The organism is Streptomyces xinghaiensis S187, assembly GCF_000220705.2.
Taxonomy (GTDB): Bacteria; Actinomycetota; Actinomycetes; order Streptomycetales; family Streptomycetaceae; genus Streptomyces; species Streptomyces xinghaiensis.
Genome location: NZ_CP023202.1, coordinates 4,077,362 through 4,091,720, shown reverse-complemented (window position 1 = coordinate 4,091,720; position 14,359 = coordinate 4,077,362). Strand labels below are relative to the sequence as shown.

Genomic DNA, 14,359 nt, shown 5'->3' with positions numbered 1-14,359 from the left:
CGGCTCCGGCACCCGGACTTCGTACCGTCGCGCCGGACGACGACCCGTACTCGTCGAGGCCACACCCGTCTCCGGGCTCCTCGGCGTCCCCTCACAACGAATCGTTGAATCCTAGAGTGATCAACCCGTGTCGGGACGTCAACACCTGGGCGCAACTATGTCCGGTTATGCCAGTTTTGACATGGCGCATTGGGGTTTCTGGGCGGCCACCGGAACGGAGACCGGTGCCTCCGGCACCTCCACCGGCTCGGCCGCCTTCTCCCCGCACACCGGCTCCCCCCGGTCCACTTCGCACCAGATGGCCTTCCCCGCCCCCTCCACCCGCCATCCCCAGCGGTCGGCCAGCCCGTCCACCAGCTCCAGCCCGCGCCCGCTGGTCTCGTTTCCCTCGGCATGACGCCGGGAGGGCGGACGGGGGCTGCGGTCGGCGACCTCCACCCGCACCGTCTCCGGGGCGCCCCCGTGACGGCGGCCGGCCCCCGCGCCGACGCCGCCCGCACCGCCCGAGCCCTGCGGACCCGGCGGACCGGCCGAACCGCCCGCACCCTCCGAGCCGTTGACGCCCTCCGGGGCGTCCGCACCCCCGGGCGCAGGCAGCAGTATGCGCAGCACGGCCGGGCGGCCGGTGTGCACCACCGCGTTGGTCACGAGTTCCGAGACCAGCAGCAGCAGCGTCTCCGCCAGCGACTCGTCGCCCTCCACCCCCGACCCGGCGAGACGCGAACGCGCCCATCTCCGGGCCCGCCCCACCTCCGCGGGATCGGGCCGAACCTCCAGCTGAACCTGAAGCACCTGCACCGCTCACACCATCCGAACCGGCGGACCCATCGCCGCGCGTCTCCCAATGATCACGGAAAGTGACCCCGACGGAGAACAGCATGGTTGACGTACAGTCACCCGAACAAGCGCTTCGGGCATATTCCGGCGCAAAGGAGTACGCGTACTGCATACTGTGCGACCCGCGGTGCCGCCAGTCGAACACCGGGCGCCCCAAGGTCTCCACGGCGTTCCAGCGGGGCGCGCGCTCCTCCGCCGGGGGCGCGGGGGCGGAGGGGAAACGGCGCCGGCGCCGTACGACGCGCCGGCCCCCGGGAAGGCTTCCCGGGGGCCGCTCGGTTCACTGGGTGTGACCGGCCGCGATCGGCGTCCGCCGCCGCGGGTACGGTCCGTGAGGGTCCGCCGCCGTCACTCCGGCTCGGGGGTGGTGTAGTACGCGGCGAAGGCGCTCACCGCGTCCTTCTCCGTGATCCGGCCGTCGCCGTCCTTGTCCAGCGCCGCCGCGACCGTACCGCGCAGGTCCTCGCGCACACCCAGGGCGAGCAGCACCCGCTCGGCCTGGTCGACCGTCACCGTACCGGCGTTGCCGGAGTCCCGGCCCGTGCCGCCGCCGCCCGTACCGCGCGTACCGCCCTTTCCTCCGGAGCAGACGCCGGCCGCGACCGCCATCACCGCGCGGAGGAAGGGCCGGGCGATCTCGGCGAAGCTCTGCGGGTTGTCGCGCAGCCGCTTCACCGCGCCGTGCGTGAACTCCTCACGGGATATGCGCTGGTCGCCGTCCCGGTCGGCCATGCCGGCCATGCCCTGCCAGAACCCCTCGGCACCGTGGTACAGCGCCTGCCCGCAGTCCGACCTGGCCGCCGTTCCGAACTCCCTCAGCACGGCCGCCGCGGCGGTGTGGAAGTCCTCGCGGGAGATATGGCCGTTGCCGTCCTGGTCGAAGGAGGCGAAACGAGAAGCGATCTTGCGCTCGTACTCAGAGCTGTCCACGGTGACCTCGGTTGCGTCGTGACGGGGCTGACCTCAGATGATGGTACGTACGTTCGGTGTTCAGGCGAAGTTCACGGAAGGGAGCGGACAGCGCGCACCGATGGCTGCCCGGCGCGCGGTGTGCGCCGGGCGGGAGAGTGGGAGAAGGCGCCGGAGAACCCGCGGCACAGCCGCACGCCCGGGGAGAGCACGGCGCATGCGCGGCGCACGGAAGGACGGCGGGCGGGCCCGCGCGACCGCCGGACCGGCCGGGGCCGGGGCCGGGGCCGGGGCGGGGGACTCAGGCGAGAGGGGCGGGGGACTCAGGCCGAGAGGGGCGGGGCCGTCTCGTCCAGCGCGGAGGTCACGTCCGGGTAGACCTCGAAGAGCCGCCGGACGCCGAGCGCGGCGAGCACCCGGTTGACGTGGGAGCCGTCCTCCGCGCCGCGGGCCGGGAGGATCAGCCGCAGCCGCCCCTGGCAGGAGCGCATCAGCCGCCGCGCGGCGATCAGGACGCCCACACCGCTGGAGTCGCAGAACCGGACCCCGGAGAGGTCGAGCACCAGGCTGCGGCGGCCGTCGGCCACCGCGTCGTGCACGTGCTGACGTACCGCGGGCGAGGTCACCAGGTCCATTTCCCCACTGACTTGGAGAATGGCCCAGGCGCCCTGCTCGTCTTCCATCACCTTCAAGGTCACGCGCGCGAAGTCCCTTCGTCTCCCGGATCCGGAAGCAGTTCTTCCCGTTTCCGCCGTCCGGCCACTCTCCCCCGAAACACCTTTCGTCATGCGGCTCTTCCATCGACTCTAGGCACAGCCTTGCCCCCGGTGGGCCGTGGCAGCGGGCAAAGTGACGAGATCTATACCCTTCGCCGTGCCCGGAAGGGGCCTGCTGCCGCAAAAAAACGTGCGCCGCGGAACCCGCCCACTACATTCGTCGTGCGGAGTGCGGAATGATCCCGACCACAGCGGGCGGCCGAACGACGACACGGCACGAATGGGGGCCGTATGGCGAACGACGCACCACCCCGGTGGGACCGGAAGATGCAGCAGCGCCTGGCGCGCGGCGAGGCCGCCGCACTCGGTGAACTGTACGACCGGTTCGCCTCTCTTGTTCACAGCCTGGCGTACCGGGTGCTCGGTGACGAGGAGGCCGCGGACCGGGTCACCCGCGACGTCTTCGCCCACATCTGGGAACACCCGGACGCCTACGACCCCGGACAGGGCCCGATGCGCTCCTGGATCGCCTCCCTCGCCCAGCGGCAGTCCGTGCACCGGCTGCGGGCCGCCGAGGCCGAACTGATGCGCGCAGGCGACGCCCGGACCGCGGAGGAGGTCGAGGAGAAGGTGCGCGCCGCCTCCCGCGCCGCCCGCGCCGACTACATCGTCACCTCCATGCCGGCACCGCTGCGGGACGCGCTGGAGCTGGCCTACTTCAAACGCCGCGACTACCGCCAGGCCGCCGCCGACCTCGGCGTCACCGAGGACGAGGCCCGGCGGCGGCTCCGGCTCGGCCTGCAGCTGCTCTCGTCCGCGAACAACCGCGCCGGTGACGGTGACCGCACCGGCTCGTCTCCCGGCTACGGGAGAAACCCGTGAACGGCCCCGCCGGCCCCGGTCCCGGAGCCGGCCCCGGACCCTCCCTGCCCTCCGGACCGCCCGGCGCCGCCACCGGCCACGCGCTCGGCGACGGCACCTCCCTCGCCGCGGGACCGCCGCCCACCGACCACAGGGTGCTCAAATCCCTGCTGGGCGCCTGGGCCCTCGCCGCGTGCTCCGCCCAGGAGACCGCGGCCGTCGAGGCCCATCTCACCGACTGCGCGCCCTGCGCCGACGAGGCCCTGCGGCTGCGCGACGCGGTCGCCCTGCTGCACCCGGAGGACAACCTCGACCTCGACCCGCAGCTGCGCTCCCGGGTGCTGGCCGGCTGCCTCGGGCGCCGCCCGGCCCGTATCCCCGTACCGGAGTGGGCGGCACCGTACGACGCCGAGACCGCCCGGCTCGACACCCTGCTGCACGACATGGGCGAGTCCGAGTGGCGGGCGCCGGTGCCGCTCAAGTGGTTCGACGGGCAGCGGGAACGGAGCCGGGTCGCCACCGTCGCCGGGGCGCTCGGGCAGCTGACGGCGGTGGACGGCCTGATCGCCGCCGTTCTGGGGCTGGACGACCCGCTGGAGGACGCGCTGTCACCCTCCGCGCCACCGCCGGACGGCCACGCCTCCCCGGCGGACCGGGTGGAGGTCTACTGGAGACGGAGGCCCGTCCCCTCGCCGGGCGCGGTCCGGGACGCCTGGCGGGGCCAGACGCACGCCCTGGTCCGCGCCGTCTCCCTGCGCGACACCCATGGACTGACCGTGCCCTACGACGGGCTGACCCTGCCGCTGAGCGACTCGTTCCTCGAACGCGCCTTCGCCTGCTGGGTGCGCGCCGGTGACATCGCGGAAGCCGTCGACTACCCGTACCGGCCGCCGCTGTCGCCGCATCTGCACCGCATGATCGACCTGACCGCGCGGCTCCTGCCGGGCGCCCTCGCGCGGCGCCGCCGGGACGGTCTCGCCGGACCGCCGCGCAGCCTGGTCACCGCGGGCTCGCCCGGCCGGACCCTGCACCTGGAGGTGGAGGGCAGCGGCGGCGGGCACTGGTACATCGCCCTGGACTCACCGGCCGCGGCACCCTCGGCGGAGAAGGCCGTGGCCCATGTCGCCCTGGACGGGGCCGAGTTCTGCCGGCTCGCCGCGGGGCACGTACCGCCGGAGGAGGCGGCGGCCGGCCAGGAGGGGGACCGGGAGGCGATCCACGACGTCCTGGCGGCCGCGGCCTCGCTGTCCTGGCTGTGAGGTCCTGGCTGTGAGCCGGCCCGGACCCGGCCCGGGCATGAACCGGCCCGGGCGCCCGTCCGTCCGCGGACCGGGCCCTCAGGTGAAGACCACGGTCCGGTGGCCGTTGAGCAGGACCCGGTGCTCGCTGTGCCACTTCACCGCGCGCGCCAGCGCCTGGCACTCCACGTCACGGCCGACGGCGACGAGCTGCTCGGGACTGACCTCGTGCCCGACGCGCTCGACCTCCTGCTCGATGATCGGGCCCTCGTCGAGATCGGCCGTCACATAGTGCGCCGTGGCACCGATCAGCTTCACGCCCCGGGCGTGCGCCTGGTGGTACGGCTTGGCGCCCTTGAAACTCGGCAGAAAGGAGTGGTGGATGTTGATGATCCGGCCGGACAGCTGCTTGCACAGATCGTCGGAGAGCACCTGCATGTAGCGGGCCAGCACGACGAGTTCGACGCGCTCCGTGCGCACCAGCTCCAGCAGCCGCGCCTCGGCCTCCGGCTTGTTCTCCCTGGTCACCGGAATGTGGTGGAAGGGAATGTCGTAGGACTCGACGAGCTCGCGGAAGTCCGTGTGGTTGGACACCACGGCCGCGATCTCGACCGGCAGCGCCCCGATCCGGGTGCGGAACAGCAGGTCGTTCAGGCAGTGCCCGAACTTGCTGACCATGAGCACCACGCGCATCTTCTCGTCGGCCCGGTGCAGCTGCCAGTCCATGCGGAACGAGTCGCCGATGGCGGCGAAGCTGGCGCGCAGCTTCTCCAGCGTGACGGGCTCCTGGGCGCGGCCGTCCTCGCCCGGGGGGCGGCCGCCGTAGCGGCCCTGGCCGGCGGTGCCGCCGCTGAAGTGCACCCGCATGAAGAACAGTCCGGTGTCGTGGTCGCCGAACTGCTGGCTGTCCTCGATGTTGCAGCCGGTCATGAACAGGTAACTGGACACGGCGTGGACGATGCCCTGCCGGTCGGGACACGACAGGGTGAGGATGTACTGCTCGGGGGCCTGCCCGGAGGCGGCGGGCTGCGACTCGCTCATGACCCCATAGGCTCCCACATCCGCCCGGTCCCCAGCGGCCCGGTCCATATCCGCCCGGCCGCCCCCGGAGACGGCCGTCCGGCCGTCCGGCCCCGCGGCCCGGCGCTCCGCCCGGCCCGTCAGACCGCCCGGGCCATCAGCGCGAGCGCGTCCAGGGAGCGCGGCGGGGCGTCCGGGTCCTCGCCGTCGTTCTGCGCCAGCCGTACGTGCGCGTCGCGCGCGGCCCGTACGGCCTCCGGCCAGCCGTGGTGCTCGAGGTAGACGGCGACGGGGGCGTCCGGGCCGACCTGGTGCATGATGCGCAGCACGCGCAGCACGGCGACGTCGACGAGCGCGGCCTCCTGGGAGTCGCGGAAGATCGTCCCGACGTACTTCTCCGCCGACCAGTTGTCGAGCCAGGTGTCCTCGACCAGCCGGTAGACGGCGTCGGTGACGTCCCCGTATCCCTCCCGTCCGGCCAGCCAGCACTCCTGCTGGAACACGGGGTCCGAGAGCATGTGGAGCGCGGAACGCACATGGGCGCGCCAGCGCCACCAGGGCATGTCATTGAGCGGCATACCGCCCATACTGAGTGAGCGGTGGCCGCGACGGGAAGACCTCTCCGAACCCTGCACAGGATGGAATGGTACGTTCCGCTCGGCGGCGGCCTTTCCGCACCCCCGCTGTTCACCCTCCCGTCACCGCGTGTTGACCTTTCATCACGACGGAGTTACCGGCCGGGCGGAATCGTCCCTACCCATGACTGGACGGCTACGCCCCACCCCCCCATTTCCGCGCAGGGCGGTCACCGTCGCGGCCGCGACGGCGGTCTGCGCCTCGCTGCTCGCCGGCTGCGGCAGCCTCACCGGCACCTCGGGCACCAAGGATCCGGTGACCGTGATGACCTGGGCCCCCGAGGGCACCTCGGCGACGAACATGCCCGGGATGCCCGCCATGGCCCGGGCCTACGCCCGCTGGGTCAACGAGAACGGCGGCATCAACGGCCACGAACTGAAGGTCATCACCTGCAACGAGCACAACGACACCGTCAGCGCCGGACGCTGCGCACGCCGCGCCGTGGCCGAGGAGGTCGCCGCGGTGGTCGGCTCCTACAGCCAGCACGGACGCGCCTTCATGTCGCCCCTGGAATCCGAGGGCATCCCGTACATCGGCGGCTACGGGGTCACCGACGAGGAGTTCACCAGCCCGCTGTCCTATCCCGTCAACGGCGGGCACGCCACCCTGATCGCCGGCAGCGGCCGGCAGCTCGCGGCGCAGTGCGAGCGCGTCACCCTGGTCCGTCCCGACACCATCAACGGCGACCAGATGCCCTCCCTGATCAGCGCCGGCCTGGCCGAGGGCGACCGGGAGGAGGCCAGCGACGTGCGCGCCCCCGAGGACGCCTCCGAGTACAAGCGGCAGAGCGAGCTCGCCCTGGAGCTCCTGGAGGTCGAGGACCGGGGTACGGAGGGCGCGTGTGTCACCGCCGCCCTCGGCGACCGCACCGACACCTTCTTCGACTCCTTCCGCCGGCTGCGCGAGAGCGGCGAGCCGATCCGGCTGGCCTCCGTCCTCGGCAGCGTCCAGCAGTCGCTCGTGGACCGCACCGGCGGCTCCGGCAGCCCCTTCGAGGGCGCCTCCGTCACCGGCTGGTACCCGGCGGCGGACGACCCGGCCTGGGACACGATGCGCGCGGTCGTCCGCGAACACGCCTTCAGCGACAACCGCGTCGACGTCTCCGACCCGGGCGTCCAGACCACCTGGATCGCCTACACGGTGCTGCACCGGCTGATCGAGTCGATCCACGACGGTCCCGTCACGGGCCGGTCGCTGCGCCAGGCGCTCGACAGCGGCATCGGCGCCGACGGCATCGACACCGGCGGGCTGACCCCCAAGCTGAGCTGGAACTACCAGGACGTGCTGGGCGCGAGCGACTATCCGCGGATCGCCAACACGATGGTGTCGTTCCAGGAGGTGCGGGACGGCCGCCTGGTGGCGTCGCGCGACGGCTTCGTCAACGTGGCCAAGACCCTGGAGCGCCGCTACACCTATGCGCAGAGCAGGGCCGCCGAGGAGTGACGCGGGGCACGGCGCGGCCCGGTTCGGGCGCGCCGCAGCCGCCGGGTGCACGACGGGCACGGCACCGGCGCCCCGGCAGGTGAACCGGGGGCCGGCCGCCGCCGTTCGGATCAGAGCTGCAGGTACTGCCGTTCGGTGAGGCCGTGCTCCTTGGCGATCGGGTTCCAGAGCGAGGCGGCCTTCTTCTTCGCCTCGGTGGCCCGTCCGCTGGCCGTGTTTCCCTTGGCCGTCTGGCCGGTCACCTTCGCCTTGCCGCCCTTGCAGCCGCCCTTGCCGGAGGCCACCTGGTCGGCCCAGGCCGCGTAGTGGTTGTCGGCGGCGGCCGACGCCTTCCAGGCGCTGGTCAGCGAGGCGGTGAGCGACGCGTGTTCGGGCAGCCGGTCGACGGAGATCTCGCCGAGCCGGGTGACCAGCTCGTTCCGCTGTTTCGCCGCGTCCCGCAGATCCGAGGCGGCCTTCGGCAGGTTCTTGCAGGCGCCGATGTTCTGCACGGCCTTGATCACCGCCTCCCGGCTGTTGTTGCTGTCCGCGAGCAGCGCGTCCAGCGCCTCGGCCTGCTCCTTCACCGGGTCCGCCGCCGATGACGGCTCCGTGCCCGCCGACTGGCTCGCGGCGACCGGCTTCTTGTCGTCCTCACCGGACCCCTCGTCGTCGCCGCCGCTGAGCGCGGCTCCCGCCGCCAGGCCGGCCACGACGCAGCCGCCGATGACGATGCCGGCCAGCGCGGCCGGGGAGAGCGGCCGCTTGCGCTCGGCGTTGCGGCGGGCGGCACGGCCCTGCGGGGCCCGGTCCTCGTGCGGCGCGGGCGGCTGCTGGAACTGCTGCTGCCCGTACTGCGGCCGGGGCGGCGGGGACTGCTGGTCGAAGCGAGGCATCTGCTGGGTGGCGTCCGGCCCGTCGGCGGCGCGGGAGTCCCGGAACAGTCCGTCGAACTCCGCGGGCGGCTGCCGGTCGCCGGGCGAGCCTGGCCTGACCCCGTAGGGCTCGTGCCCGGGGGGCGGCGGCGCCGGTGCGGCGGCGGGCGGCGGGCCGGAGGGCCGGCCGGGGGCCGGGCCGTCGCCCGGTACGGGTGGGATGTACTGGGTGGCCTGCTCGTCCGCGGTCTCCGGCGGCCGCGGAGCGGGGCCGCCGTCCGTGCGGCGGCCGAGGAAGGTGGTGGCCTCGGAAGGCCTCTCCGGCGGCAGCGGACCCCCGGCCACCGGCGCCATGAGCTGGGTCGCCTCGGCGTCGGACGAGGGTGGTGCCGGAGGGGCCGGGCTCTGCGGGGGCAGCACCTGCGTCTCCTCCGCGGGCAGCGGCATCGGTCCCGGCGCGGACGGCAGGGGCTCACGGTGCCGCTGCGGCTCGTACTGCGGCTGCTGGGGCTCGTACCGCGGCTGGGGCGGCGGCTGCTGCCCGTACTGCTGGTCCTGCGACCCGTACTGCTGGTCCTGCTGTCCGTACTGCTGATTTTGTTGCCCGTACTGCTGATCCTGCGGCTCGTACTGCGACCGCCCTCCCCCGGACCGCTGCCGCTCCTCCTGCTGCTCCGGGCCCCAGGGCTGCCCCCACGGCTGTCCGGCCGCGGGCGCCGTGTGCCGCTCGGGCACGATCGGCTCGCCGCCACCGGCAGGCAGCACGATGCCCTCGTACGCATGACGTTGCGGCTCGTTGCCCTGTCCGCTCTGCGACACCAGGACTCCTTGGCTCTGCGGGGACCACTACGGAAGCTCCCTGCACGCTACCCGTTGTCCGCGCGCCTCTGCCACGCGCCTGGTCACAGCCGCCCTCCCGGCGCCTGGAGGGCGGCTCGGGGCCAAGGCCCCACGGGTGTACCGCAGTTGTCTCCCCGGTGTCCTGCCGGTGCCGCGCGCGTGCCGTACCGGCTGCGCCCGTGCCGCACCGGGGCCCCGCCCGGCCGTCCGGCCCGCCGCTACGCCGCCACCGGTTCCGCCGCCCGCTCGCCGAATTCCCGTACCGCGCGTTCGGCCGCGAAGGGCTTCAGCCGCTGCTGGAAGTCCTCCAGGTACTCCATGCCCCGGTTCGAACGGAGGCCGCCCAGGAGCTCCAGCGCCCGTGTCCCGGTGTCGCACGCCTGCTCGATCTCGCGCTGCTGGGTCTGGGCCGCCGCCAGCAGCAGCAGTCCGATCGCCCGGCGCCGCACCCGCCCCTCCGGATGACCGGCGAGAGCCTCCTCGGCGCGGCGGCGGGCCGGCCCGGCGTCGCCCAGGTCTCGGTGGCAGTGCGCCAGTTCGTCGGCGAGATAGGCCTCGTCGAAGTGGCCGATCCAGGCGGGGTCGTCGCCGTTCCCGGCCCGGTCCATCGCCGACACCGCGCGCGCCGCCACGGTCGTGAAGGCCGCGCCGTCACCCATCAGCGCGTGCCCCCGCGCCTCCGCCGCCAGGAACATCGCCTCGGCCCGCGGAGTGACGTGGCCGCGCGCCCCTTCCTGCGCCGCCCGGGCCAGCTGCGCGATCTCGCGCGGATTGCCGAGGGAGGCCGCCAGGTGGCTCATGCCGGCGGCGAGGACGTAGCCGCCGTAGCCGCGGTCCCCGGCGGCCTGGGCGAGCCGCAGGGCCTGGATGTAGTAGCGCTGGGCCAGCCCGGGCTGGCCGGTGTCGACGGCCATGTAGCCGGCCAGTTCGGTCAGGCGGGAGACGGCCGCGAACAGGGCGCGTCCCACCGGCTCCTTGTACGAGCCGCCGAGCAGCCCGGAGACCACACTGTTGAGGTAGTGCACGACGACCGGGCGCACATGCCCGCTGCCGTAGCGGTGGTCCAGCTCGGTCAGCGCCGCGGTCATGGCCCGTACGGCCTCGACGTCGGTCATGCCGACCCGCGCGCCGCCCGCCCGCGCCACCTGCGGATCGGTCCCGGTGATGAGCCAGTCGCGGCTGGGCTCGACCAGCGCGGACGAGGCCACGGTGGACCCGGACAGGAAGTCGCGGCGGCCCACGTCGCTCCGCCACAGCTCACAGACCTGTTCGATCGCCCCGGGCACGGTGGGCGAGAACTGCAGCCCCACCCCGGAGGCGAGGTTCTTGCCCTCGGCCATGCCGATCTCGTCGATCGTGACCGTGCGCCCCAGCTTGCGGCCCAGGGCCTCCGCGATGACGGCCGGGGCGCGGCCGCGCGGCTGCTGGCCGCGGAGCCAGCGGGCCACCGATGTCTTGTCGTAGCGCAGGTCGAGACCGTGCTCCGCACCGCAGAGGTTCACCCTGCGGGCGAGCCCGGCGTTGGAGCAGCCCGCTTCCTGTATCAGCGCCCCGAGCCTTTCGTTGGGCCGGCGTGCGACGAGCGGCCTGGCTGCCATGCCTCTACCCCCTTGATCGCGAGCGTGGTCGGCAGGCGGTGCCCCGGCTCCGTCTCCGCTCCCCACGGGGACGTACCGGTCAGTTCCTGCCATGTCGTCTGATCGGTGCCTACGAGATCGTTCGGCGGGTTACTCGTGCGCAAGATGCCGCACTACGGACTACCCGCCCACACGGCACCTGTCGCCCACGCGCCCCCGCCGGTGCATCCGTGCGCCCCGGACGGGGGCGGGGTGCGCCGGGTCGCACCACCACGGAGCCGTACCCCGGGGCGGACACGCTGAGCGGTGACCGGCGGGGACGGAGCGCGCGGCCCCCGCACGGCGGGCCGGATTCCGGTACCGCGCCGGCAGCCGCCGGCGGAAGCCGCGCCGTGGCGGGCCCGGCGGGGGCGCCGGGCGGTGCCGCCCGGCCCTCACCTGGCCGGGTCCGGGCCCGGCGGCACGCACGCCGGAGCGGCGCGCCCGGCGGGCGGAGGAGGCCGGCCGGGTACCGGCCCCGGCTCCGGAACCCGCCGCTCCCGTGCGGGACGGGCCGCCGTGCGCCGGGGGCGCATCCGGAAGCGCGGCGCGGGAGCACCGGGCAGCGGGCGGCGGGGCGGGGCCCTCCCGGCGCCCTGGAGAAGGCGCCACAGGTCCTCCTGCGGTCGGACGTGCGTCCGGCTGCCCACCCCGTAGGGTGCCTTGCCGGGGGCCGGAACGGGAGGCTCCCCCGGGGGAACACACGGGGACGATGAAGGGCGCGGCACGTGGCAGAGAAGCGGACGGCGGAGAGGCCCGACCACACCGACACCACCGATACCTTCGACACCACCGGCCAGACCGGCCCGGTGGCCGGCACGGCGGCGGCGGAAGCGGGGACGGAAGCGGGGACGGAGGCGGCGGGAACGGAAGCCGGGGCGGCACCCCCGGCGGACACGGCCGGGGCCCCCGTCGCCGTCCGGGTCCGCGGGCTGTGGAAACGGTTCGGCGAGCAGGCGGCCGTCGCGGGGGTCGATCTGGAGCTGCCCGCCGGCCGGTTCATCGGCCTCGTCGGTCCGAACGGCGCGGGCAAGACGACGACCCTGTCCATGGTCACCGGGCTGCTGCGCCCCGACGCGGGCCAGGTGCTGATCGGCGGCCACGACGTCTGGGCCGACCCGGTCGCCGTGAAGTCCCGGATCGGGGTCCTCCCCGAGGGCCTGCGGCTCTTCGAACGTCTCTCCGGTCGCGAACTGCTCACGTATCTGGGCCGGCTGCGCGGACTGCCCGGCGAGGAGGTGGACCAGCGGACGACGCAGCTGCTCGACGTGCTCGGCCTGGCCGGCGCCCAGCACAAGCTGGTCATCGACTACTCGACCGGTATGCGGAAGAAGATCGGCCTCGCCGCCGCGCTGCTCCACAACCCCGAAGTGCTGTTCCTCGACGAGCCGTTCGAAGGGGTCGACCCGGTCTCCGCGCAGACGATCCGCGGCGTGCTGGAGCGCTACACCGCCTCGGGCGCGACCGTCGTCTTCTCCAGCCACGTCATGGAACTGGTCGAGAGCCTGTGCGACTGGGTGGCGGTGATGGCCGCCGGCCGCATCCGTGCCCGCGGTCCGCTCGCCGAGGTGCGCGGCGACGCGCCCACGCTGCAGGACGCCTTCCTCGAACTGGTCGGCGCGGGCGGCCACGACGCCGGGCAGAGCCTGGACTGGCTGGGTGGCGGCGCCCGGTGAGCACCACACCCACCACACCCACCACACCCACCGCCCCCGCCGTTCCCGCGCTCGGCGCCGCCGGCCGCCCGGACGCGCCCCGGTCCGCCGGAGGAGCCGCCGTCACGGCCGTCTTCGTCCGGCTGAAGCTGTCCCTGCTCCGCAACGGCCTGCGCCAGTCGGCCGGCCGCAAGGCCGCCTACATCGCCTCGCTCGTGTTCACCCTGCTGTTCGCGGCACTGCAACTGCTGGGCCTGATCGCCCTGCGCGGCAACGAGCACGCGCCCGCCCTCGTCCTGACGATCACCGCCGTGCTCACGCTGGGCTGGGCCGTGATGCCGCTGTTCTTCTCCGCGGGCGACGAGACGCTGGACCCGACACGGCTGGTGATGCTGCCGCTGCGCCCCGCCCCGCTGGCGCTCTCCCTGCTGGTGGCCTCGCTCATCGGCATCGGCTCGCTGTTCACCCTGACCCTGGCCGCCGGCTCGGTGGTGGCGGTGGCCCACGGCACGGCGGCCGTCGTGACGGGCGTGGTGGCCGCGCCGCTGGTGCTGCTGGTGTGCGTGGCGCTGTCCCGCGCGGTGGCCGCCGCCAACGTCCGGCTGCTGACCAGCCGAAGAGGCCGTGATCTGGCCCTGCTCAGCGGTCTGTTCATCGCGGTCGGCGCCCAGTTCGTCAACCTCGGGGTGCAGAAGCTGTCCGAGCCCGGCGGACTGCGGGTCCTGGAACCGGCGGCGGACGTGCTGCGCTGGGTGCCCCCGGCCTCCGCCCTGGACGCCGTACGCGCCGCGGGCGCGGGCTCGTACGCCACTGCGGCCGCGCAGCTGGCGCTGACCGGCGCCGCGCTGGCCCTGCTGGTCTGGTGGTGGCAGCGGAGCCTCACCCGGCTGATGACCGCCCCCGACGGCTCGACCCTGCAGGCCGCCACCACCCCCGAGAAGAAGCCCTCCGGCGACGGCACCGGCCTCGCCCGGCTGCTGCCGCCCGGCCGCACCGGCACCGTCATGGAACGCACCCTGCGCTACGCCTGGCGCGACCCCAAGGCCAAGACCGGCTGGGTCTCGGCGCTGGGCATCGGCCTGCTGCTGCCGGTGGTGTACGCGGTGCAGGGCAACGGCAGCCCGTACGCGGCGTGCTGGGCGGCCGGGCTGCTGGGCATGCAGATGTACAACCAGTTCGGGCAGGACACCTCCGCCTTCTGGATCGTGGCGCAGACGATCTCCTCGCCGCGCGACGCCTATCTCGAACTCCGCGGGCGGGCGATGGCCCTGGCGGTCGTCGCGGTGCCGTACGTGACGCTCGTGGTGGTCATCTCCTCGGTCCTGCTGGGGGACTGGAGCGCGTTCCCGGAGGCCCTGGGCGTCTCCCTGGCCCTGCTGGGCGCCATGCTGGCGACGGGCGCACTGGCCTCGGAGCTCTTCCCGTACTCGATTCCGCAGGACAGCGGCTTCAAGAACGTCGCACCGGGGCAGGCCGGGCTGGCCTGGCTGAGCATTCTGGGCGGCATGCTGGCGGCGGCGCTGCTGTGCGCGCCGCTGCTGGCCCTCGTCATCTGGATGCATGTGGCGGGCGCCCACGCCTGGCTGTGGCTGATCCTGCCGGCCGGCGCCCTCTACGCCTGGGGGATCACCCGCCTCGGCCTGCGGCTGGCGGCCCCGCGCACCGCCGCCCGGCTGCCGGAGATCCTGGCGGCGGTCAGCAAGGCCTGACCGCCGCCCGGGCGGGCCCCGGGGC

Annotated in this window: 12 protein-coding genes; 5 read left to right on the top strand and 7 right to left on the bottom strand. The window is 74.0% G+C overall.

The features are described 5' to 3' along the window. Positions 1-165: 165 nt before the first annotated feature. The 3 genes from SXIN_RS17580 to SXIN_RS17570 form a co-directional block, all read right to left on the bottom strand. Positions 166-798, bottom strand: a complete 633-nt coding sequence (locus SXIN_RS17580; RefSeq protein WP_095757206.1) for an ATP-binding protein — start codon at positions 796-798, stop codon at positions 166-168. A gap of 387 nt (positions 799-1,185) precedes the next feature. Further along, a complete protein-coding gene (locus SXIN_RS17575; protein WP_019706233.1) occupies positions 1,186-1,767 on the bottom strand; it encodes an EF-hand domain-containing protein in 582 nt (193 codons plus the stop codon). A gap of 302 nt (positions 1,768-2,069) precedes the next feature. Next, the gene (locus tag SXIN_RS17570; RefSeq protein WP_039817696.1) at positions 2,070-2,444 is read right to left on the bottom strand and encodes an STAS domain-containing protein; all 375 of its coding nucleotides are present in this window, start codon (positions 2,442-2,444) and stop codon (positions 2,070-2,072) included. A 309-nt stretch (positions 2,445-2,753) separates the two neighbouring features. Between SXIN_RS17570 and SXIN_RS17565 the strand changes: the two genes are divergently transcribed. Together SXIN_RS17565 and SXIN_RS17560 are read left to right on the top strand one after the other, a co-directional pair. Beyond that, positions 2,754-3,344: a sigma-70 family RNA polymerase sigma factor gene (locus SXIN_RS17565; RefSeq protein WP_019706205.1), complete on the top strand. Its 591-nt coding sequence runs from the start codon at positions 2,754-2,756 to the stop codon at positions 3,342-3,344. After that, a complete protein-coding gene (locus SXIN_RS17560) occupies positions 3,341-4,582 on the top strand; it encodes a zf-HC2 domain-containing protein (protein WP_095757205.1) in 1,242 nt (413 codons plus the stop codon). Before SXIN_RS17565 ends, SXIN_RS17560 begins: the two co-directional genes overlap by 4 nt. A gap of 78 nt (positions 4,583-4,660) precedes the next feature. On the opposite strand, the gene purU is transcribed toward SXIN_RS17560, so the two are convergent. Beyond that, on the bottom strand, positions 4,661-5,602 hold the full coding sequence (gene purU / locus SXIN_RS17555) for a formyltetrahydrofolate deformylase (RefSeq protein ID WP_019711900.1): 942 nt from the start codon (positions 5,600-5,602) through the stop codon (positions 4,661-4,663). A 119-nt stretch (positions 5,603-5,721) separates the two neighbouring features. Then, positions 5,722-6,168, bottom strand: coding sequence for an SCO4402 family protein (locus SXIN_RS17550; RefSeq protein ID WP_019711901.1), 447 nt, complete (start codon positions 6,166-6,168; stop codon positions 5,722-5,724). Positions 6,169-6,340: 172 nt separating this feature from the next. On the opposite strand from SXIN_RS17550, the gene SXIN_RS17545 reads away from it, so the two are divergent. Next, positions 6,341-7,660 carry an ABC transporter substrate-binding protein gene (locus SXIN_RS17545; protein ID WP_019711902.1) on the top strand — a complete coding sequence of 440 codons (1,320 nt, stop codon included), beginning with the start codon at positions 6,341-6,343 and terminating at the stop codon, positions 7,658-7,660. A 110-nt stretch (positions 7,661-7,770) separates the two neighbouring features. On the opposite strand, the gene SXIN_RS17540 is transcribed toward SXIN_RS17545, so the two are convergent. Together SXIN_RS17540 and SXIN_RS17535 are read right to left on the bottom strand one after the other, a co-directional pair. Beyond that, positions 7,771-9,333: a hypothetical protein gene (locus SXIN_RS17540; protein ID WP_238153793.1), complete on the bottom strand. Its 1,563-nt coding sequence runs from the start codon at positions 9,331-9,333 to the stop codon at positions 7,771-7,773. Positions 9,334-9,572: 239 nt separating this feature from the next. After that, positions 9,573-10,952 carry an NsdA family TPR-like regulatory protein gene (locus tag SXIN_RS17535; protein ID WP_039823683.1) on the bottom strand — a complete coding sequence of 460 codons (1,380 nt, stop codon included), beginning with the start codon at positions 10,950-10,952 and terminating at the stop codon, positions 9,573-9,575. An 827-nt stretch (positions 10,953-11,779) separates the two neighbouring features. Here SXIN_RS17535 and SXIN_RS17530 point away from each other — a divergent pair. After that, a complete protein-coding gene (locus SXIN_RS17530) occupies positions 11,780-12,646 on the top strand; it encodes an ABC transporter ATP-binding protein (protein ID WP_039823689.1) in 867 nt (288 codons plus the stop codon). Next, positions 12,643-14,334: a transporter gene (locus tag SXIN_RS17525; protein WP_420341057.1), complete on the top strand. Its 1,692-nt coding sequence runs from the start codon at positions 12,643-12,645 to the stop codon at positions 14,332-14,334. The genes SXIN_RS17530 and SXIN_RS17525 overlap by 4 nt, the downstream gene beginning before the upstream one ends. Positions 14,335-14,359 lie beyond the last annotated feature (25 nt).

Coding starts and splice junctions, on each gene's coding strand:
- SXIN_RS17565 (WP_019706205.1), top strand. CDS start 2,754: ATGGCGAACGACGCACCACCCCGGTGGGACCGGAAGATGCAGCAGCGC.
- purU (WP_019711900.1), bottom strand. CDS start 5,602: ATGAGCGAGTCGCAGCCCGCCGCCTCCGGGCAGGCCCCCGAGCAGTAC.
- SXIN_RS17550 (WP_019711901.1), bottom strand. CDS start 6,168: ATGGGCGGTATGCCGCTCAATGACATGCCCTGGTGGCGCTGGCGCGCC.
- SXIN_RS17545 (WP_019711902.1), top strand. CDS start 6,341: ATGACTGGACGGCTACGCCCCACCCCCCCATTTCCGCGCAGGGCGGTC.
- SXIN_RS17535 (WP_039823683.1), bottom strand. CDS start 10,952: ATGGCAGCCAGGCCGCTCGTCGCACGCCGGCCCAACGAAAGGCTCGGG.